Source organism: Streptomyces sp. NBC_00510 (assembly GCA_036013505.1).
Classification (GTDB): Bacteria; Actinomycetota; Actinomycetes; order Streptomycetales; family Streptomycetaceae; genus Actinacidiphila.
In genome coordinates this window covers 2,158,435-2,176,888 of the sequence record CP107851.1, presented here as the reverse complement: position 1 = coordinate 2,176,888, position 18,454 = coordinate 2,158,435, and the positions used below count along the sequence as shown (strand labels likewise).

Annotated in this window: 16 protein-coding genes; 5 read left to right on the top strand and 11 right to left on the bottom strand. The window is 74.5% G+C overall.

Annotation, left to right across the window (positions count from 1 at the left end):
* Nucleotides 1-66: 66 nt before the first annotated feature.
* From OG937_09740 to OG937_09710, 7 genes are all read right to left on the bottom strand, one after another.
* A complete protein-coding gene (locus OG937_09740; protein ID WUD71954.1) occupies nucleotides 67-696 on the bottom strand; it encodes an SRPBCC family protein in 630 nt (209 codons plus the stop codon).
* Nucleotides 697-710: 14 nt separating this feature from the next.
* On the bottom strand, nucleotides 711-1,823 hold the full coding sequence (locus OG937_09735; GenBank protein ID WUD71953.1) for an XdhC family protein: 1,113 nt from the start codon (nucleotides 1,821-1,823) through the stop codon (nucleotides 711-713).
* Nucleotides 1,816-2,952, bottom strand: a complete 1,137-nt coding sequence (locus OG937_09730; protein ID WUD71952.1) for a VWA domain-containing protein — start codon at nucleotides 2,950-2,952, stop codon at nucleotides 1,816-1,818. The genes OG937_09735 and OG937_09730 overlap by 8 nt, the downstream gene beginning before the upstream one ends.
* A gap of 5 nt (nucleotides 2,953-2,957) precedes the next feature.
* Nucleotides 2,958-3,824, bottom strand: coding sequence for a MoxR family ATPase (locus OG937_09725; GenBank protein WUD78690.1), 867 nt, complete (start codon nucleotides 3,822-3,824; stop codon nucleotides 2,958-2,960).
* Between the two features lie 241 nt (nucleotides 3,825-4,065).
* Nucleotides 4,066-4,923 (bottom strand): xanthine dehydrogenase family protein subunit M, encoded by an 858-nt coding sequence (locus tag OG937_09720; GenBank protein ID WUD71951.1) that lies wholly within the window; start codon nucleotides 4,921-4,923, stop codon nucleotides 4,066-4,068.
* On the bottom strand, nucleotides 4,920-7,313 hold the full coding sequence (locus OG937_09715) for a xanthine dehydrogenase family protein molybdopterin-binding subunit (protein WUD71950.1): 2,394 nt from the start codon (nucleotides 7,311-7,313) through the stop codon (nucleotides 4,920-4,922). Before OG937_09715 ends, OG937_09720 begins: the two co-directional genes overlap by 4 nt.
* Entirely contained in the window at nucleotides 7,310-7,852 is a 543-nt protein-coding gene (locus OG937_09710; GenBank protein ID WUD71949.1) for a (2Fe-2S)-binding protein, read from the bottom strand. The genes OG937_09715 and OG937_09710 overlap by 4 nt, the downstream gene beginning before the upstream one ends.
* Nucleotides 7,853-7,999: 147 nt before the next feature.
* On the opposite strand from OG937_09710, the gene OG937_09705 reads away from it, so the two are divergent.
* Entirely contained in the window at nucleotides 8,000-8,548 is a 549-nt protein-coding gene (locus OG937_09705; GenBank protein ID WUD71948.1) for a hypothetical protein, read from the top strand.
* Between the two features lie 35 nt (nucleotides 8,549-8,583).
* On the opposite strand, the gene OG937_09700 is transcribed toward OG937_09705, so the two are convergent.
* Together OG937_09700 and OG937_09695 are read right to left on the bottom strand one after the other, a co-directional pair.
* On the bottom strand, nucleotides 8,584-9,558 hold the full coding sequence (locus OG937_09700) for a helix-turn-helix domain-containing protein (protein ID WUD71947.1): 975 nt from the start codon (nucleotides 9,556-9,558) through the stop codon (nucleotides 8,584-8,586).
* Between the two features lie 88 nt (nucleotides 9,559-9,646).
* Entirely contained in the window at nucleotides 9,647-13,411 is a 3,765-nt protein-coding gene (locus OG937_09695; GenBank protein ID WUD71946.1) for a S8 family serine peptidase, read from the bottom strand.
* A gap of 418 nt (nucleotides 13,412-13,829) precedes the next feature.
* On the opposite strand from OG937_09695, the gene OG937_09690 reads away from it, so the two are divergent.
* Complete coding sequence (locus tag OG937_09690; GenBank protein WUD71945.1) at nucleotides 13,830-14,552, top strand: hypothetical protein; 723 nt, start codon at nucleotides 13,830-13,832, stop codon at nucleotides 14,550-14,552.
* 8 nt (nucleotides 14,553-14,560) lie between these two features.
* Nucleotides 14,561-15,079, top strand: coding sequence for a histidine phosphatase family protein (locus OG937_09685; protein ID WUD71944.1), 519 nt, complete (start codon nucleotides 14,561-14,563; stop codon nucleotides 15,077-15,079).
* Between the two features lie 36 nt (nucleotides 15,080-15,115).
* Here OG937_09685 and OG937_09680 read toward each other — a convergent pair whose 3' ends face one another.
* Nucleotides 15,116-16,045 carry a helix-turn-helix transcriptional regulator gene (locus tag OG937_09680; GenBank protein ID WUD71943.1) on the bottom strand — a complete coding sequence of 310 codons (930 nt, stop codon included), beginning with the start codon at nucleotides 16,043-16,045 and terminating at the stop codon, nucleotides 15,116-15,118.
* Between the two features lie 289 nt (nucleotides 16,046-16,334).
* Between OG937_09680 and OG937_09675 the strand changes: the two genes are divergently transcribed.
* A complete protein-coding gene (locus OG937_09675) occupies nucleotides 16,335-17,381 on the top strand; it encodes an NAD(P)-dependent alcohol dehydrogenase (GenBank protein WUD71942.1) in 1,047 nt (348 codons plus the stop codon).
* A 122-nt stretch (nucleotides 17,382-17,503) separates the two neighbouring features.
* Nucleotides 17,504-17,848, top strand: a complete 345-nt coding sequence (locus OG937_09670) for a hypothetical protein (protein WUD71941.1) — start codon at nucleotides 17,504-17,506, stop codon at nucleotides 17,846-17,848.
* Here OG937_09670 and OG937_09665 read toward each other — a convergent pair.
* Complete coding sequence (locus OG937_09665) at nucleotides 17,794-18,405, bottom strand: TetR/AcrR family transcriptional regulator (GenBank protein WUD71940.1); 612 nt, start codon at nucleotides 18,403-18,405, stop codon at nucleotides 17,794-17,796. The genes OG937_09670 and OG937_09665 overlap by 55 nt on opposite strands.
* Nucleotides 18,406-18,454 lie beyond the last annotated feature (49 nt).

Genomic DNA, 18,454 nt, shown 5'->3' with positions numbered 1-18,454 from the left:
CCACGCAGGCCTCTCGCTGCCCACCGGCACCGGCCAGGCACCGGCCGGGCATCACCCGCATCCGCGTCAGCGGCGGCGGCGCAGCACGAAGACGACGAGCGCACCGACGGCCGCGGCCAGCAGACCGGCGGCCGCGGCGCGTTTGGCGACCGGGGCGCCGGCGATGCGCAGGAGGTCGATGGGTTCGTCCTCGCGGTTCGCCGGTGCGGGAGACGCGTCCTCGGTGGCGTCCTCGCCCCCGGCAGGGGGCTGCGGGGCGGCCAGTCGGCCGGCGAGGCAGTCGGCGAACTGGCCGATGATGCGGTCGCCGACCTCCGCCATCACACCGCGCCCGAACTGCGCGGGCCGGCCGGTCACGGCGAGGTCGGTCGTCACCGAGACGACCGTCGCGCCGTCCTTCTCCGCCAGGGTGCCGGTCACCGTCGCCCGCGCCGTGCCCTGGCCGCGGACCTCCTTGCCCCGGGCGGCCAGCACGACGCGGTGCGCGGTCCCGTCCCGCTCCTCGAAGACCGCCGTGCCGCGGTAGGTCACCGTCACCGGGCCGACCTTGACCTTCACCGCGCCCCTCACGGTCTCGCCGTCGTACTCCTCCACCGTCGCGCCCGGCATACACGGCGCGACGCGCTCGATGTCCAGCAGCGCGCGCCAGGCGTCCGCCACCGGGACGGGGACCTCGAACTCGTGGTGCAGTTCCATTGATCTCCTCCTCGTCACACCGGCCTGAGCACCGGAGGGTGGATCGCGCCGGCCGTGCCCGACAGCGGGGTGCCGCTGCCGCCCCAGCGCAACGCGATGATCTCGGCGGCGATCGACACCGCGACCTCCTCGGGGGTGCGCGCGCCCAGGTCCAGCCCGATCGGCGAGCGCAGCCGGGTCAGTTCGGCCGGAGCCAGCGTCGTGTCGCGCAGCCGCTTGAGCCGGTCGTCGTGCGTCCGCCGGCTGCCCATGACGCCGATGTACGCGGCGGGCCGGCGCAGCGCGACCTCCAGCAGCGGCACGTCGAACTTGGGGTCGTGGGTGAGGACGCACACCACCGTGCGGTCGTCGGTCTCCGTGCCGCCCAGGTAGCGGTGCGGCCAGTCCACGACGACCTCCACGCCGTCGGGGAAGCGCTTGGGGGTCGCGAACACCGGACGGGCGTCGCAGACGGTCACCCGGTAGCCCAGGAACAGCCCGATCCGCGCCACCGCCGCCGCGAAGTCGATCGCGCCGAACACCAGCATCCGCGGCGGCGGGGCGAAGGACTGCAGGAACACCGTCACGTCGTCCTCGCGCCGTTCGCCGTGCCGTCCGTAGTGGCGCTGCCCGGTCGCGCCCTGGGCCAGCTCACCGCGGGCGTCGTCGGTGACCGCCGCGTCCAGGCCCTCCGAGCCGAGGGTGCCCGCGACCCGGTCCGGCCACACCGTGAGCGTGGCGCCGCGCGGCGCGGGACCGTCCAGCACCGTCGCGGTGACCACGGGGCGGTGCGCGGCGACGGAGGCCGCCACCTCGCCGAAGCCCGTGTCCGTGGCCGGGGACACCGGACGGACCAGCAGGGTGATCTCACCGCCGCAGGTCAGGCCGACCTCGAAGGCGTCGGCGTCGCTGTAGCCGAAGGTGTGCAGCCGGGCCTCGCCCGACTCGACGACCTCCTTGGCCAGTTCGAAGACCGCGCCCTCCACGCAGCCCCCGGAGACGCTGCCGACGACCTCGTCGTCCGGCCCCACCGCCATGGCCGCGCCCGGTCCGCGCGGCGCGCTGCGGCTCACCGCCACGACCGTGGCCAGCCCGAAGGGGGTTCCCGAGGCGTACCAGTCGTTCAGCGCCGGAAGGATCTCACGCACCGTCGGCTCCTCTCACCACGGCGGCCAGACGTTCCAGCGCGCCCAGACTGTGCCCCTCCACGAAGGCGTCGACGCTCGGCAGCGCCGCCGCCATCCCCGCCGCCAGCGGTGCGTAACCGGGCCTCGCCTTGCGCGGGTTGGCCCACACCACGCGGTACGCCAGTCGTGCCAGCCGCCGCATCTGCGCGGCCAGCAGGTCGGGGTCACCGCGCTCCCAGCCGTCCGACAGCAGCACGACGACCGCGCCGCGCGCCGTCCCCCGTGCCCCCCAGCGGTCCAGGAACGCCCGCAGCGTCTCCCCGAGCCGGGTCCCGCCGCTCCAGTCCGGCACCGCCGCCCCGACCGCGGCCATCGCCGCGTCCGGGTCCCGGCGCGCCATCTCGCGGGTGACCCGGGTGAGCCGGGTGCCGAGGGTGAAGACCTCGGTGGGCGTGCGGCCGCGCGAACCGTGGGCGGCGGCGTGCGCGAACCGCAGCAGTGCGTCCGCGTACGGGGCCATCGACCCGCTGACGTCCAGCAGCAGCACCACCCGGCGCGGCTTGCGGGCCGGGGCCCGCCGCGGGAGCGCGGCAGGCTCGCCGCCCCGGCGCAGCAACTCCCGTACGGTACGCCGCGGATCCACGTCCCCGCGGCGCGCCGGACGGCGCCGGGGGGTACGGCGCGGTTCGCCGTCCAGGGCGAACACCGCCAGCAGCCGGTGTAGTTGGGCTCGCTCCGGCGCGGTCATGGCGGCGACGTCACGGTGCCGCAGCACCTCCGTCGCGCTGGCGAGCGCGGTCGCGGCGGGGCCGTCACCCGCCTCCTCACCGGCGGTGCGCTCCCCGGGCACGGCACGCGGCACCGCCGGCGGGCGCACCGGGCGGACCGCCGGCCGCACCCGGCGGTGCGGCGGCCGCCCGCCGTCGAAGAAGGCCGCGAAGACCCGGTCGTAGCGCTCCAGGTCGTCCGGGCCGCCGCAGAGCGTCAGCCGTCCCGCCCAGTACACGTCGCGGCGCCGCGACGGGTCGAGCCTGCCGAGCGCGGCCAGGAACGCTGCCACCCGGTCCGGGCCGGCCGGCACCCCGGCGGCCCGCAGGGCGCGGGCGAAGCCCACCACCCCCGCCGTGCCGTCCGCCGTGACCGTGCGCATCGTGCTCACCGCGACCCGCCCGCCCGCGCGGCAAGGATCTCCGACAGGTCGAGCGAGCGTGCCCGCTCCGCGTCCTCGCGGTACTTCAGCACCGAGCCGAGGGTGGTCATCGCCAGGTCCGCGTCGAGTTCCGTCGCCCCCAGCGCGGCCAGCGCCTCCGCCCAGTCGATGGTCTCCGCCACCCCGGGCGGCCGCACCAGGTCCTGCTCCCGCAGGCACTGCACCACGGCCGTCACCTGCGCCGCGAGCCGCGCCGCCACGTGCGGCTGCCTGCGCCGTACGATCGCCAGCTCCCGCTCGAAGCCGGGGTGGTCGAACCAGTGGTAGAGGCAGCGCCGCTTCAGGGCGTCGTGCACCTCGCGCGTCCGGTTGGACGTGAGCACCACCACGGGCGGCGACTGCGCCCGCAGGGTGCCCAGTTCGGGGACGGTGACGGAGTACTCCGACAGCAGTTCCAGCAGGAAGGCCTCGAACTCGTCGTCCGCGCGGTCGATCTCGTCGACCAGCAGCACCGAGGGGCTGGTCTCCAGGGCCCGCAGCAGCGGCCGCGCCAGCAGGAACCGCCGGCTGTAGAGCTCGCCCTCCAGGGTCTCCGGGTCGCTGACGCCCGCCGCCTCGGCCGCCCGCAGGTGCAGCAGCTGCCGGGGGAAGTCCCAGTCGTACAGTGCCTGCGACGCGTCGATGCCCTCGTAGCACTGCAGCCGGATCAGCGGCGCGCCGAGCGCCTGGGCGAGCGCGTGCGCCAACGCGGTCTTGCCGACGCCCGCGTCGCCCTCGCAGAAGATCGGGCGGTGCAGCGTCAACGCCAGGTAGCAGGCGACGGCCAGGCCGTCGTCGACCAGGTAGCCGGTCTCCTCCAGCCGGGCCCGCATCTGTTCGGGGCCGGCGATCCCCGGAGGCGGGCCGGTCGTGTGCGCCGGGAGCCCGGCGGTGGCGGCGATGGGCGGGGCGGCATCGCGGGGCGCGGCGGCGGGTGCCGGGGCGCCGGGGCCGTGGGGTCCCACCGCCCCGGCGCGTGCCGTCGTCACGGGAAGCCCGCAGGAGGGTCCCGCCGGGGCGGTCCACCCCGGCGGAATCCCGTGCGCCGGCCAGGTCATGCGCTGCGTCCGCTCCTCATGTCATGTCCGCCGCGGCGAGGACGGCCCTGCGGGTCAGCACCCTCACCAGGTGCTCCCGGTAGTCCGCGGACGCCGACAGGTCGGACGCCGGACGGGTGCCCTCCGCCGCGCTGTCGGCGGCCGAGGCCACCGCCTCCGGTACGGCGTCGGCACCGGCGAGGGCCGTCTCGCAGGCGGTGGCGCGCACCGGGGTGGGCCCCATGTTCGACAGTCCGACCCGGGACTCGACGATGCGGCCGTCGTCCCTCCGTACCAGTGCGGCCACCCCCACCACCGCCCAGGCCTGCGCGCTGAGCTGGAACTTCTCGTAGTGGAAGCCCCAGGCGTCCGTCTTGGGCACCCGTACCTCCACCAGCAGTTCGTCGGGCCGCAGCACCGTCTGCAGGTAGTCGGTGAAGAACTCCCGCGCCGGGACGGTCCGCCGCCCGTCCGGCCCCTGGACGACCAGCTCGGCGTCCAGGGCGAGGACGGCCGCGGGCACGTCCCCCGCGGGGTCGGCATGGGCGAGGGCGCCGCCGATCGTGCCGCGGTGACGCACCGCCGGATCGGCCACCGTGGCCGTCGCGGCGGCCAGCAGTCCGGCGTGCCGCCGCACCAGCGGGTCGTGCACGACGTCATGGTGCGAGGTCAGGGCGCCGATGACGAGGGTGTCCCCGTCGGCCCGCACCCCGCGCAGGCCGGGGATCCGGCCGACGTCCACGAGGAGTTCGGGGAAGGCGAGCCGCATCCGCAGGATCGGCAGCAGGCTCTGGCCGCCGGCCAGCACCTTCGCGTCCTCCCCGGCGAGCGCGAGCTGCCCCACCGCCTCCTCCACGGAGCGGGGCCTGGCGTAGTCGAACGACGCGGGAATCATGAGCCGTCCTCCTCCGGCCGGGCGGACCGCGCGTCCCGCAGGGCCCGCCAGACCCGTTCCGGTGTGCACGGCATCCTCACGTCCACGACGCCCAGCGGCCGCAGGGCGTCTACCACGGCGTTGACCACCGCGGGGGTCGAGGCGATCGTCCCGGCCTCGCCGACGCCCTTCACGCCCAGCGGGTTGGTGGTCGCCGGCGTCTCGGTGCGGTCGGTGAGGAAGTCGGGCAGGTCGGCCGCGCAGGGCACCAGGTAGTCGGCCATGGTGCCGGACACCAGGTTGCCCTCCGCGTCGTACACGGCCTCCTCGAACAGGGCCTGGGCGATGCCCTGGGCGAGACCGCCGTGCACCTGGCCCTCCACGATCATCGGGTTGACGACCTTTCCGACGTCGTCCACGCACACGTAACTGCGGATCCGGACCCGGCCGGTCTCGGTGTCCACCTCCACCGCGCACAGGTGCGTGCCGTGCGGGTAGGAGAAGGCCTCCGGGTCCTCCACGTGCTCGGCGTTGATCGTCGGTTCCAGCCCGTCGGGCAGGTCGTGCGAGGTGAACGTCGCGAACGCCACCTCCTGGATGGTCTTGCGCGCCTCCGGCGAACCCTTGACCGAGAAGACGCCGTCGGCGAAGTCCAGGTCGTCCTCGCTCGCCTCCAGCAGGTGCGCGGCGACCTTGCGGGCCTTGTCCACCACCTTCCGCGCGGCGCGGTGCACGGCCACCCCGCCGACGACCAGCGAGCGCGAGCCGTAGGTGTCCATGCCCTGCGGCACCGTGCGCGTGTCGCCGTGCAGCACCTCGACGTCCTCGAAGGGCACGCCCAGCACGTCCGCCGCGATCTGGCTCCAGCTCGTCACATGGCCCTGGCCGTGCGGGCTGGTGCCGGTCAGCACCTCCACCTTGCCGGTGGGCAGCATGCGGATGGACGCCGCCTCCCAGCCGCCCGCGCCGTAGCGCAGGTCGCGCAGGATCCGGCTGGGCGCGAGCCCGCACATCTCCGTGTACGTCGACACCCCGATGCCGAGCCGCGTCCGGTCGCCGCGCTCCTCCCGCTTGCGCTGCTCGGAACGCAGGTCGTCGTAGCCGAAGAGGGCGAGCGCCTTGTCCGTCGCCGACTCGTAGTTCCCGCTGTCGTAGGTCAGTCCGCCGATGGTGGTGTACGGGAACTCGTCGTGGCCGATCCAGTTGCGGCGGCGCACCTCCACCGGGTCCATGCCGAGTTCGGCGGCGAGCTCGTCCATCATGCGCTCGATGGCGAAGGTGGCCTCGGGGCGGCCCGCGCCGCGGTACGCGTCGGTGGGGGTCTTGGTGGTGAAGACACCCGTGCAGGTGAAGTCGTAGGCGTCCATCTTGTAGATGCCGGGGAACATGAACGCCCCGAGCAGCGGGACGCCCGGCGTCACGATCATCAGGTACGCGCCCATGTCGGCGAGCAGGTCGACCTTCAGCCCGAGCAGCCTCCCCTCGCGCGTCGCGGCGAGTTCGAGGTCCTGGATCTGGTCGCGGCCGTGGTGGGTGGCCAGGTAGCCCTCCGAGCGGGACTCGGTCCACTTCACGGGGCGGCCCAGCTTGCGGGCGACGGCCAGGCCGAGCGCCTCCTCGCCGTACACCTGGAGCTTGGAGCCGAAGCCGCCGCCGACGTCCGGCGCGACCACCCGGAGCCGGTGCTCGGGGATGCCGGTGACGACGGCCATCATCACGCGCACGATGTGCGGGATCTGCGTCGCGGAGTACAGGGTGTACTGGTCCGAGGTGTCCGGCGGCACCGCCACGACGGCCCGCGGTTCCATGGCGTTGGGGATGAGCCGCTGCTGGACGAAGCGCCGGCGCAGCACGACGTCGGCCCGCTCGCGCACGGTCGCGTAGTCCTCGCCGGTGGCCAGCGGCCAGGTGTAGCAGCGGTTGGTGCCCTTGTCGGCGTGGACCAGCGGGGCGCCCTCGGCGAGCGCCGCCTCCATGTCGAGGACCGGAGGCAGCGGCTCGTAGTCGACGTCGATCGCCTCCAGCGCGTCGGCGGCCGCGTAGCGGTCCCGGGCGACGACGACCGCGACCGGGTCGCCGGTGTGGCGGACCTCGTCGACGGCGACGGGCGGGTGCTCGGGCAGCACGATGTCCTCGGTGACGGGCCAGGCGCACGGCAGCGACCCGAGCCCCTCGGCCAGGTCGCGGCCGCTGTAGGCGGCGACGACCCCCGGCCGCTCCAGGGCGGGCGTGACGTCGATCCGCTCGATGCGGGCGTGCGCCATGGGGCTGCGCAGGATCGCCATGTGCAGCAGGCCCGGGACGGTGATGTTGTCGGTCCAGTTGGTCCGGCCGGTCACCAGCCGGGCGTCCTCCTTGCGGACCCGGGCGCGGCCGACCTCGGGCTCGCGTCCGGTGAGCTGGTCGGTCATACCGGCGCCCCGCTTCCGGCCGTGCTGGGCTCGGCGTGCTCGGTCACGGCGCCGGGCTCGGGCGCCTGGTGCCGGCGTTCCTCGGCGGCGGCGGCCAGCACGGCGCGCACGATGTTCATGTAGCCCGTGCACCGGCAGAGGTTGCCCTCCAGGCCCTCGCGGACCTCCTCGGGCGTGGGGTCGGGGTTCTCCCGCAGCAGGTCGCGGGCGGCCATGATCATGCCCGGGGTGCAGAACCCGCACTGCAGGGCGTGCTGCTCGTGGAACGCCCTCTGCAGCGGGTGCCACTCGCCGTCGGCGGAGGCCAGCCCCTGGATCGTCGTCACCTCGCCGCCGTCGGCCTGGACGGCGAGCACCGAGCAGCTCTTCACGCTCTTCCCGTCGAGGTCCACCGTGCAGGCACCGCAGTTCGTGGTGTCGCACCCGACGGGGGTACCGGTCAGACCGAGCCGGTCGCGCAGGTAATGGACGAGCAGGAGGCGGGGCTCCACCTCGTCCTCGTAGGCCGTGCCGTCCACCTTCACCGAGATGCGGGTCATATGCCCTCCCAGAGGCGCCGCGTGGCGAATCCCCCGTTCTGCTCCGATACGCGCAACTGTAAGTCGCGCCCGGGGACAACGCGACGCCTCGGACGCGAGTTTCAGGGGGCTCTTGCGCTCGGAAATCCGAGGCGTAATGTTGATTACATGATTACCAGCGAACAGAAGGAAGCGCTGCGCGGCTGGCTCGCCGGGCGGCTCCCCGACGGACTGTTCGAGGCGCTCGTGGACGTGGCCGTCGACCGCGAGGAGATCACCGTCGTCGGCCGCATCCCCGAACCCGCGGTCGGCGCCGACGCGTCGCAGGTGGAACGCGAGGCCGCGCTCGACGGACGGATCGCCGAGTTCCGGGAGCGCACCCGCGAGGACCGCGTCGCCGTCGCCCGCGAGGCGGAACACCGCTTCGGCCGCAAGGTCTCCTGGGGCGTGGAGTGCGGCGGGCGGCGGGCCATGTACACCACCGTCTCCGTCCCCGTCATGACCCGGCTCCGCCAGCCCGAGCGCCAGGTCCTGGACACCCTCGTCGCCGGTGGCGTCGCCCGCAGCCGCAGCGAGGCCCTCGCCTGGTGCGTCCGCCTCGTCCGCGGCAACACCGACACCTGGCTCGGCGACCTGCGCGAATCCCTGGAACACGTCCAGCGCGTCCGCGCGCAGGGACCCGACCGCGACACCGCGGCGTCCGCCGAGGACGACTGACGGTCCCCGCTCGCCCGGCCCGGGTGCCCCGGCGCTCAGGCCCAGCCGCGGCGGGCGGCGTGCCAGCCGAGCTGGATGCGGCTGTCGACGCCGGCCTTGGTCATGAGTTCGGCGATGCGGCGCTGAACGGTGCGCCGGGAGACCCCGAGGCGGCTCGCGGCCGCCTCGTCGGTGAGCCCGGAGAGCACCAGCGCGAGCAGGCGGGCGTCGAACTCCTCGATGCCGTCCGGGCGCTCCTCGGCGACGCCGTCCCCCGCCGCCCGCGGCGACAGCGGATAGGCCTGTTCCCAGGCCAGTTCGAAGTACGCGACCAGCGCGTCGAGCAGCCCGCCCGCGTGCACCAGCACCGACGCCGCGGCGGTGTTCCGGCCGCTGAGCAGCGGCAGCATCGCCAGGTCCCGGTCGGCGATCATGAATTTCACCGGGACGACGTCGGTGACGCCGATCCGCTGGCCCGCCGCGAGGTCCGCGAGCGCCCGCGTGACCATGCCGGGCTCGTTGAGGGCGTCACGTTGCACGATCGTGCGGTAGAGGACCCCGCGGCGGACCCCGGCGCTCTCGGCCGCGTTGTCGTCCGGCCGCACCACGGCGAGCTCGGGCACCATCATCGACCGCACCTCGTGCCGGGCGGACTCCTGGAGCTGCCGGAACCGGTGCCGTACGGCGCCGACCTCGCTGATCACCTCGACGACGCCGCTCCCGGCGGAGGTCCGGTGCTGCTCGGCGAGTGCCAGCACCGCGTGCTCCGCCGCGCCGAGCTCGTCGCGCCGTCGCCGCAGCTCGCCGCCGAGGGCGACCGTGGGGGGTGCCGCCGTGAACCTGGCCGCCGTACCCGTCACGGCCTCGTGCACGGCGAGGCCGCGCCCGGTCAGGGCCGTCAGCAGTTCCCGTACCTCCCCGGTGGCCCGGCCGCTTTCGGCCGCGAGTTCGTGGACGGCGGCACGGCCGCGGGCCACCAGGAGACGGTAGATCTCCTCTTCGGCCGGGCCGAGACCGAGCGCGGCGAGCATGGGACTCCTCGGAGCGGATTTTTGGGGACGCCGGGCGGACCCCGGCCTGTGGATGCCCGGGGCCCGCCCTTGACGCGGATGCGGAAAGTTACTTCAGTCCGTAGGCCCGCGTCACCTCCTGCGCGAGGCTGTTGCCCGCGTCGTCCCAGGTCCGGGCCTTCAGCGACACGAACCCGCGGTGCGGGGCGTCGAAACGGGCCGTCCAGTGACCCGTCGCCGTACGGTCCAGGCGGACCGGACGCCAGTGACGCCCGTCGTCGTAACTGACGGCCAGCGTCGCGCCCGCGACCCGGCCCGCCCCCGCCGCGTGCGGCAGGTGGCTGCCGGTCAGGCGCAGGGTCTGCCGGCCGCCGCGTGCGTTCCCCGAGAGGTCGGTGGCGATCCCGTAGTCCAGTTGCATGAGCGCCATCCGGTCGATCCCCAGCGGATCGGTGACCGGCTCGGACCTGACCCGCCACACACTGTGCGTCCGGGGGGAGAGGCGATAGGCGGCCGCGTCCCGCTCCGCGTGCAGGTCCAGGGTGTACGTGGAGGGCACGGTCGGGATCGGCCAGAGCGTCGCCGACGCGTACGCCGAGGTCTTCACCAGCTCACCGTCCTGGTACACCTTGAGGTCCAGGCCGGCGGTGCCGTCCTGCATGGTGCCGCCATGGCCGCTGCCGCTGTCCGTCCAGGGCTGGACGTTGAAGGACAGGAAGCCCTGCTGACGCTCGGACCACCAGTAGCCGCCACCGTTGCGCGGATGCGCGACGGGGGCGAACCAGTCGCTCGCCACCCGGGTGCCCGCCCGGTACGTGGTGAGGGCGCCGTTCGACTCAAGGGCCAGACCGGGCCCGGTGATCGCGTCCTCGGCCCACGAGGTGCCGGGCTGCGCGGAGAGGTAGTCGGTCCGCGTCCCGGGCATGTCCATCCTCAGCGGGAACCCGACCGCGTAGGTGCGGTAGGGCCGGTAGTCCCAGCGGTACTCGCCACTGGGGTACCCGGTGGTGCCGTGGAAGCGCATGTCCACGACGGCCAGTTCCGAGGCGCGCGGCCGGTAGGTCAGGCCCGTCGCCGGGATCCGGCCCGGGTGCGGGTCGACCAGGTCGTAGACGTACGGCGAGTCGGGCACGCCCTCGACGTCCAGGCGCAGCGTCCCGTGCCGGGCCCGCTCGATCAGCGGCCTGCCCTCGCGGGTGGTCACCGAGGCCACCGGGACGCCGCTGTAGCCGCCCTCGTCGGTGCCGACGTACTCCAGGAGCTTGCCCGGTCCGTCGTTGACGACGATCAGCAGGGCGGCGCCGGCGTCGGCCGCCGCCTCGGCCCGCTGCGAGCCGGTGAGCGCGTCCGAGCGGTCCACCAGCACGGCCTTGCCCTTGACACGCAGCCCGGCGTAGTCGGCGGGCGCGCCGGAACCGGCGTACACCACACCCATGCGCTCCCGGCCCTCGTAGAAGCCGGTCCCGGCCTGGCCCAGGATGGTGACGGGCCTGCCGTCACGGGACAGGGACAGCAGCGGGTAGGCCTTGCGCCAACGGGTCTCGTACTCGAAGGTGCCGCGGGTCACCTTCCGGGTGGGCAGGACGAACATGCTGTCGTACGTCGACGGCAGGAGGTACTGGGAGTCCACGGTGCTGATACCGCCGTCCGAGCGGTACCAGTTCATGTAGAGCATCCGGTCCTCGGTCCTGCGCGGTACCTCGGCGGTGACCTCGCGGGTCCTGCTCGCGTCCAGGACGAGCGTGCGGCCCCGGTCCATGACGAGTTCCGGGTCACCCATCAGGGCCATGCCGAGGGAGTCCGGGCCGTGGCTTCCGGCCACGGCGAGGTAGCTCAGCGCGCTGTAGGTGCCGGCCCGCAGTCGCACGGTCGCGCGGCCGGTCTCGTCCACGGGGACGATCTGCGGGTCCGCGTCGGTGCCGAAGCGCTGCAACTGGACGAAGCCCGGGGCGGGCTTGCCGGACCGGTCCTTCAGCGTGACGTCGAGGGGGTGACGCTCCTCCTCCCGGTACAGCCCGACCTGGGTGCGCGCCCGCACGGCGCCGGACGCGTCGCTCGCGGAGATCTGCCCGAGGTAGCGGCGGCCGTCGGCGCCGAGCCCCGGCCGGGCGGTGGCGGTGACGGAGCCCGTCCCGTGCGCCGGGACGGTCACCGAGTCCGCGGAGAGGGCGAACATCCCCTCGGGTGCGGGGGTCCCGGCGTCGGCGCCCGGATCGACGTCGTACGGGCCGCCGGCCACGGATGCGGTCATGCCGAGGGAAAGGGTGACGGGGGAGTCGCCGCTGTTGCGGTAGGTGACCGTGCGTCCGACCGCGGCCGGGCCGCCGTGGGGCCAGGCGTCGAAGCCGAAGTACGCCGAGCCGGTGGCGGTGACCGTGGCCGCGGTGGAGGCGGCCAGGTCGGCCCGGCCCGCCCCGATCTGATAGGCCGTCAGGCCGGGGAGCGGCTTGGCCGTGCTCATCAGCGCGTCCTTGAGCTGCGGGGCACTCCAGTCCGGGTGCTCCTGGGCCAGGATCGCCGCGGCGCCCGCGACGTGCGGAGTGGCCATCGAGGTGCCGCTCATCGTCCGGTACCAGCCGCTGTCGGCGCTGCCCCCGGCCTTCGCGGCCAGGATGTCCACGCCGGGGGCGGCGATGTCCGGCTTGAGCGCGTAGTCGCCGTACCGCGGGCCCGTGGTCGAGAAGTACGCGAGCTTGTCCTCGGAGTCCACCGCGGCCACGGTCAGCGCGGAGCCGGCGGTTCCCGGGGCGCTCATCGACGCCTCGTAGCCGGTGTTGCCGGCGGCCACGACGAACAGCGCGCCGCTGCTCTCGCTGAGCCGGTCCAGGGCCTGACTCATCGGGTCCGTGCCGTCGGTGGGCTCGGACCCGCCGAGGCTCATGCTGACCACCTTGGCGCCCTGACCGACCGCCCACTCCATGCCCGCGATGACCCAGGAGTCCTCGCCGTACCCCTCGTCGGCGAGCACCTTGCCGATCAGCAGGTCCGCGCCGGGGGCCACGCCCTTCTCGGCGCCTTCGGAAGCGGCGCCGCTGCCGCCCACGGTGGAGGCGGTGTGCGTGCCGTGCCCATTGCCGTCCTCGGCGGACTCGCCGGGCACGAAGCTGACCGCGCCGCTCACCCGGCCCGCCAGGTCCGGGTGGTGGGTGTCGGCCCCGGTGTCCAGCACGGCGACCTTGACGCCCATGCCGTCGAGGCCGGAGCCCCAGGCGGCGGGCGCGCCGATCTGCGCGGTGCTGTCGTGGAGCGTGGCGCGGACCCGGCCGTCCAGCCAGATCCTGGACAGGCCGCCGCGCAGGGCGGGCCGGTCCGCGGGGGCGTCCGTGGCCACCGAGGTCCACAGTTTCCTGACCTGCTTCTTGGCCGCCCTGACGGAGGCCCCGTTGACGCTCCTGAGCGACCGCACCTTGGTGGTGCCGGTGGGCGCCGTGGCCGCGACCTTGCCGCGGTAGCCGAGTATCAGCGGGATGCCCGTGCTGTGCTGGTCGTCGTAGCCCTGCTCGATCAGCGAGGTGACGTCGAACAGCCGTCGGTCCAGGCGGTTCGCGGCGAGGTAGGGCAGGGCCTCGTCCGGGTAGACGTACAGGTCGCCGCCGACGGTCTCGGTCCGTACGCCTCCGGTGGAGCCGTGCGGGCGCCGCACGTCGACGGACTTCTTGCCGCCGCCGACGTCCGTCACCCGGACGACATGGCCGGTGATCAGCGTGACCGTGCGGGTGGCGACGGAGAGACGGGGTGCGGCCGATGCCGGCGGCGTGCCGTCCGCCGCCGCGGGCCCGGCCGGGCCGGTCAGGGTCGTGAAGACGGCGACGACGCCGACGGCGGCCGCGAGGGCCCGTCCGCCTCGTGGGCGACGGGATATGAGGGAGATCATGGCCCGGTCCTACCGGCCCCGCCCGGACCGGGGGAACGACCGGCGACTGGCGTCAAAGCGCCACGTCTCACATGTGCCAGCGGGCCGGCCCCGCACCGGCGACACCGTCCGGTCCCGCCCGGCGGACGGCACGCCGTCGTCGCACCGGGGCGCACCGCGTCGGCCGTCCGGAAGTCCACCGGCCCGCACGGCACTTCGCGGACGTCCGCGTGCCGGCGGTCCGGCCGGGCCGCCCGGTCCGGGGGAACGTCAGCCGCTTCGCCGCCCGGACGCGCGCCGGCCGGGGTACGGGGCGGTCTGCGGCGGGCCGGGCCCGCCGGGCCGGCGCGTCGTCCCCCTGCGCCCGAGCGCCGCGCGAGACCCCGTCACCCGGTGAGGGCTCCTGCGCCGGTGAGCCGTACGGGTTAGATTCGGAGGCGTGTTGCGCATCGTGGACGGCAGGAGCGGCGAGCCGGTGGAACTGGACCCGGGGCGGCGCTTTCCGCTGCGGGTGCTGGCCCACACCGGTGCCGTGGGCGGGACGACCGCGCTGAGGGTGCTGCTGCTGGCGGACGTCCTGGCGCGTACGGCGGAGACCCACGGCGGGCAGGTGCTGGTGGCCTCGGTGGGCCCGGCCGACCCCGCCCTGGACGCGGCCGCGGCGGCACTGGGCATCAAGCCCGGCGCGGCACGCGGCGACGACGTGACCGAGGCCGAGGAGGCGCTCGCCGGACCTGCCCGGGTGCACGTCGCACCCGCGGGCACCGAGACCGGCGGCCCCCGCCTGGACGTAGGACCGGTTCACCCGGACGAGGTAACCGCGGGGCCCGGCGTACGGCTGGCGCTGCTCCGTCTGGACCGCCGGGCCCCGGCGGAACTGACCCCGCGGACCCTTGAGGCGGCGGACGCGGCGCTACGGCACTGGCGCGGTGCCGTGGCCCGCTGGGCCGAATCGCCGTCCAGACCGATGTGCGCCGAGTACGTGGAGCGTCTCCAGGCGGCCCTGAGCGCGGACCTCGACACCGCCGCCTACCTGGCCGCCCTCGACCGGCTGGAGACGGAGACCGCCCTGCCGGACGGCTCCCGCTTCGAGACCTTCGCCCAGGCGGACCGCGTGCTCGCCCTGGAGCTGACCGGCGAGGTCGGCGGGGTGAGGTCGTGAGGCGCCGCATGGAGGGACCGCGACGGCTCGTCGTGCTGCGGCACGCCAAGTCCGCCTGGCCGCCGGACGTCCCCGACCACGACCGCCCGCTCGGCCCCCGCGGCCGGCGCGACGCCCCGGCCGTCGGCCGCTGGCTGCGCGAGGGCAAGCACACCCCCGACCTGGTGATCTGCTCGACCTCCCGGCGCACCCAGGAGACCTGGGAACTCGCCGCCGAGGCCCTGGGCGCCACGCCGCCCCCGCCGGTGCGCCTCGACGAGCGGGTCTACGCGGCCACCGCCCGCGCCCTCCTCGACGTCCTGCGCGAGGCCCCCGACGACGCCGCGTCGCTCCTGCTGGTCGGCCACAACCCGGGGGTCCAGGACCTCGTCCTGCGCCTGACGGGCGAGGCCCGTGCCGACGCCCTGCTCCGCGCCGCCGACAAGTTCCCGACCTCCGCCCTCGCCGTCCTCACCTGGCCCGGCCCCTGGTCCGCCCTGACCCCGGAACGCGCCCGCCTCGACGACTTCGCCGTCCCCCGCGGCTGAAGCGCGGCACCGGCACCGGCACCAGCGCCGCCCGCGTCAGGCGGAACGCCGGTCGAAGCCCCGGGTGTTGTCGGCGCGCGCGGGAGCGCCGCTGCGGCCGCCGGCGTCCCGTCGTGCCGCCGGTTCCCGGGCGCTCCAGCTGGCGAGCAGCTTCCAGGCGTCCTGCGAGGTCTGTTCCTGCGCCGGCAGGTACATGAACAGGGTCTGGTCGGGCTCGCCCGGCATCGTGAACGCCTGGTAGTCGACGGTCAGGTCGCCGATGACGGGGTGGTGGTGACGCTTGGTCCCGTGGGTGCGGTCGAAGACCTTGTGGTCGGCCCACCAGCGGCGGAAGTGCTCGCTCTTCATGGCCAGTTCGCCCACCAGCTCGGCGGTGCGGGTGTCCTCGGGGTGGCGGCCGGCGTCGAGACGCAAGGTGGCGGTCATCTCGGCGGCGACCTGCTCCCAGTCCGGGTACAGGGCGTGGGCGGCCTCGTCCAGCAGGATCCAGCGGGTGAGGTTGCGCTCGCGTACCGGCATGGCGTCGAAATCGGCCATCAGCGCGCGGGCCAGGTGGTTGGTGGCCAGCACGTCGGTGCGGCGCCCGAGGACGAAGGCGGCCTGGTCGACGAAGGAGTCCATGAACCGCCGCATCCCGGGCCTGACGCGCTGGACGGTCGGCGCCGAGCGGCGGCGGGCGGTGCCGGGCCTGGGCCCGGCGAGGTCGAACAGGTGGGCACGTTCCGCGTCGTCGAGCCGCAGCGCGGCGGCCACCGCCTCCAGCACACCGGCCGAGGGGCTGATCTGCCGCCCCTGCTCCAGCCGCGTGTAGTAGTCGGTGCTCACTCCGGCCAGTTGGGCGACCTCCTCCCGGCGCAGCCCGGGCACCCGCCGGTAGGCGCCCCGTTCGGGCAGCCCGGCCGATTCGGGGCAGATGCGGGCGCGTGATCGACGCAGGAACTCGCGGAGCTCGACGTTGCGGGCCATGCGTCCATTCTCGCTCGCCAGGTGACGCGGGCGACCCGGGAAAGGGGGTCGCCGAGTCCTACGCAGCCGATTCCCCGGCAGGTCAGGGCCGGAAAGCGGCCCCTGCGGCCCGGTTCCCGCGTGGTGTCCTGGATTGCGGAGGCCCACCGGGCAGGCACGGATCCAGCCGAGCCCCCCGTTCCCGGTCCCCCTCCCCTCCCGCAGACGGCATCCCCGAGCGCATCGAGGCTGCCGCCGCCTGCCGCGATCACCGAACGTGATGGCATCAATCCTTGAGGAGACCACGGACATGACCAGCACCACCCACGCGTACGCCGCTCACGCTCCCAAGTCCCCGCTGGAGCGCACCACCATCGAGCGTCGCGAGGTCGGCGAGTTCGACGTCCTGATCGACGTCAAGTACGCCGGCATCTGTCATTCCGACATCCACCAGGTCGACGAGGGCTGGGGTGAGGCGATCTTCCCGATGGTCCCCGGCCACGAGATCGCCGGCGTCGTCTCCGAAGTCGGCCCCGGCGTCACGAAGTTCCAGGCCGGTGACCGGGTGGGCGTCGGCTGCATGGTCGACTCGTGCCGCACCTGCGACAACTGCAAGGCGGGCCTGGAGCAGTACTGCACGGGCGGCGGAATGATCTTCACGTACAACGCGGTCGGCAAGGACGGCGAGCCCACTTACGGCGGCTACTCCCGGGCCATCGTCGTCGACGAGAACTACGTCCTGCGCATCCCCGACGGCCTCTCCCTGGACGTGGCCGCGCCCCTGCTCTGCGCCGGCATCACCACCTACTCCCCGCTCCGGCACTTCGGCGCCGGACCGGGCAGGAAGGTGGCGGTCCTGGGCATGGGCGGCCTCGGTCACCTGGCCGTCAAGATCGCCCATGCGCTCGGCGCCGAGGTGACGGTGCTCTCGCAGTCCCTGCGCAAGAAGGACGACGGGCTGCGGCTGGGCGCCGACCACTACCGCGCCACCAGCGACCCGAGGACGTTCGAGGAGCTCGAGGGCACCTTCGACATCATCCTGTCCACCGTCTCGGCCCCGCTCGACTTCGGCGCCTACCTCAAGCTGCTGAAGACCGACGGCGCCCTGGTGAACGTCGGCCTGCCCGAGGAGCCGATCTCCCTGGACCTCTTCTCCGTGATCACCGGCCGCAGGACCATCGCCGGTTCCTTGATCGGCGGCATCGCGGAGACGCAGGAAATGCTGGACTTCTGCGCGGCGCACGGCTTCGGCGCGGAGATCGAGCTGATCCCCGCGGACCGGATCAACGAGGCCTTCCGGCGCATCCTCGCCAGCGACGTGCGCTACCGCTTCGTGATCGACGCGTCCACGATCTGACCGGGCCGCGGCCCGCACGGGACGTGACCGCCACGAGGCCGCCCGCCGACCGCACCGAGCCGGCGGGCGGCCCCGGCCGACCACCACCCCCGGTGGCCGACTGATCCAGGGGAGCAGAAGGCATGCACACCACCATCGACCGGCAGCACCCGGCCGGCCCCGCGACCTGCGCGGACCAGTGGCTCGTGGGCCTGCGCCGCCACGCGGCCCGCAGCGGCGAGACCTGGCACTACTACGTCGTCGACGACACCAAGGAAGGAGCCGGCGCCGCCGTGGCCGCCGCGATGGGGCGAGCCGCGGCCCGCGACCAGGCCGACCAGGACGCAGCCGCGTCGATCACGGACCTCGAGGTCCGGCGGCTGCGCCACAGTCCCCTGGGCCAGGTCTACCTGGAGCCCGGCACGCGCGGGCGTCAGGCCGACGCCGCCAGGGCCGCGGCCGTGGCGGCGGCGAGACGGTCGAGGTAGCGGGGGGTGAGGGGGGAGCGGAGGACCGCGAGGCGCCAGTAGAGGGGGCCGGCCATGAGGTCGAGCGCGAGGTCGCAGTCCGTGCCGGCGGGGAGCTCGCCGCGTTCGACCGCGGCCTCGACGATGGCGGTGGCGATGCCGCGCTGGGTGTTGCGCAGCGCCGTCTGCAGGGTCTCGGCGATCTCCGGGTTGCGCGAGGCCTCCGCCAGCAGGTCGGGGATGATCTGCGAGGCGACGGGGTGCCGCAGCGCCCGCGCCGTCACCTCCAGCAGCATCCGGATGTCGCCCGGCAGGCTGCCCGTGGCGGGCGCCGGCACGCCGAGCGCCGCGACCGCGGAGACCACGTCAAGGACGAGCGGCAGCTTGGAACGCCAGCGCCGGTAGACCGCGGCCTTGCCCACGCCCGCGCGCCGTGCGATGCCCTCGATGGACATCCGGCCGTACCCGACCGCGGCGAGCTCCTCGAAGACGGCCGCCCGGATCGCCTCCGTGACATCGTCTCGGAGCACAGCCGCCCCGGCGGGGGCGCGTCGTGGGGGTGCGGTGTCCGGTGCCATGTCCGGCAGCCTACGCGACGACGGGACGGAACGGTTGCGTTCCAACGCT

Coding starts and splice junctions, on each gene's coding strand:
- OG937_09740 (WUD71954.1), bottom strand. CDS start 696: ATGGAACTGCACCACGAGTTCGAGGTCCCCGTCCCGGTGGCGGACGCC.
- OG937_09700 (WUD71947.1), bottom strand. CDS start 9,558: ATGCTCGCCGCGCTCGGTCTCGGCCCGGCCGAAGAGGAGATCTACCGT.
- OG937_09685 (WUD71944.1), top strand. CDS start 14,561: ATGGAGGGACCGCGACGGCTCGTCGTGCTGCGGCACGCCAAGTCCGCC.
- OG937_09710 (WUD71949.1), bottom strand. CDS start 7,852: ATGACCCGCATCTCGGTGAAGGTGGACGGCACGGCCTACGAGGACGAG.
- OG937_09680 (WUD71943.1), bottom strand. CDS start 16,045: ATGGCCCGCAACGTCGAGCTCCGCGAGTTCCTGCGTCGATCACGCGCC.
- OG937_09705 (WUD71948.1), top strand. CDS start 8,000: ATGATTACCAGCGAACAGAAGGAAGCGCTGCGCGGCTGGCTCGCCGGG.
- OG937_09670 (WUD71941.1), top strand. CDS start 17,504: ATGCACACCACCATCGACCGGCAGCACCCGGCCGGCCCCGCGACCTGC.
- OG937_09725 (WUD78690.1), bottom strand. CDS start 3,824: ATGCGGGCCCGGCTGGAGGAGACCGGCTACCTGGTCGACGACGGCCTG.
- OG937_09715 (WUD71950.1), bottom strand. CDS start 7,313: ATGACCGACCAGCTCACCGGACGCGAGCCCGAGGTCGGCCGCGCCCGG.
- OG937_09720 (WUD71951.1), bottom strand. CDS start 4,923: ATGATTCCCGCGTCGTTCGACTACGCCAGGCCCCGCTCCGTGGAGGAG.
- OG937_09665 (WUD71940.1), bottom strand. CDS start 18,405: ATGGCACCGGACACCGCACCCCCACGACGCGCCCCCGCCGGGGCGGCT.
- OG937_09675 (WUD71942.1), top strand. CDS start 16,335: ATGACCAGCACCACCCACGCGTACGCCGCTCACGCTCCCAAGTCCCCG.
- OG937_09730 (WUD71952.1), bottom strand. CDS start 2,952: ATGCGCACGGTCACGGCGGACGGCACGGCGGGGGTGGTGGGCTTCGCC.
- OG937_09695 (WUD71946.1), bottom strand. CDS start 13,411: ATGATCTCCCTCATATCCCGTCGCCCACGAGGCGGACGGGCCCTCGCG.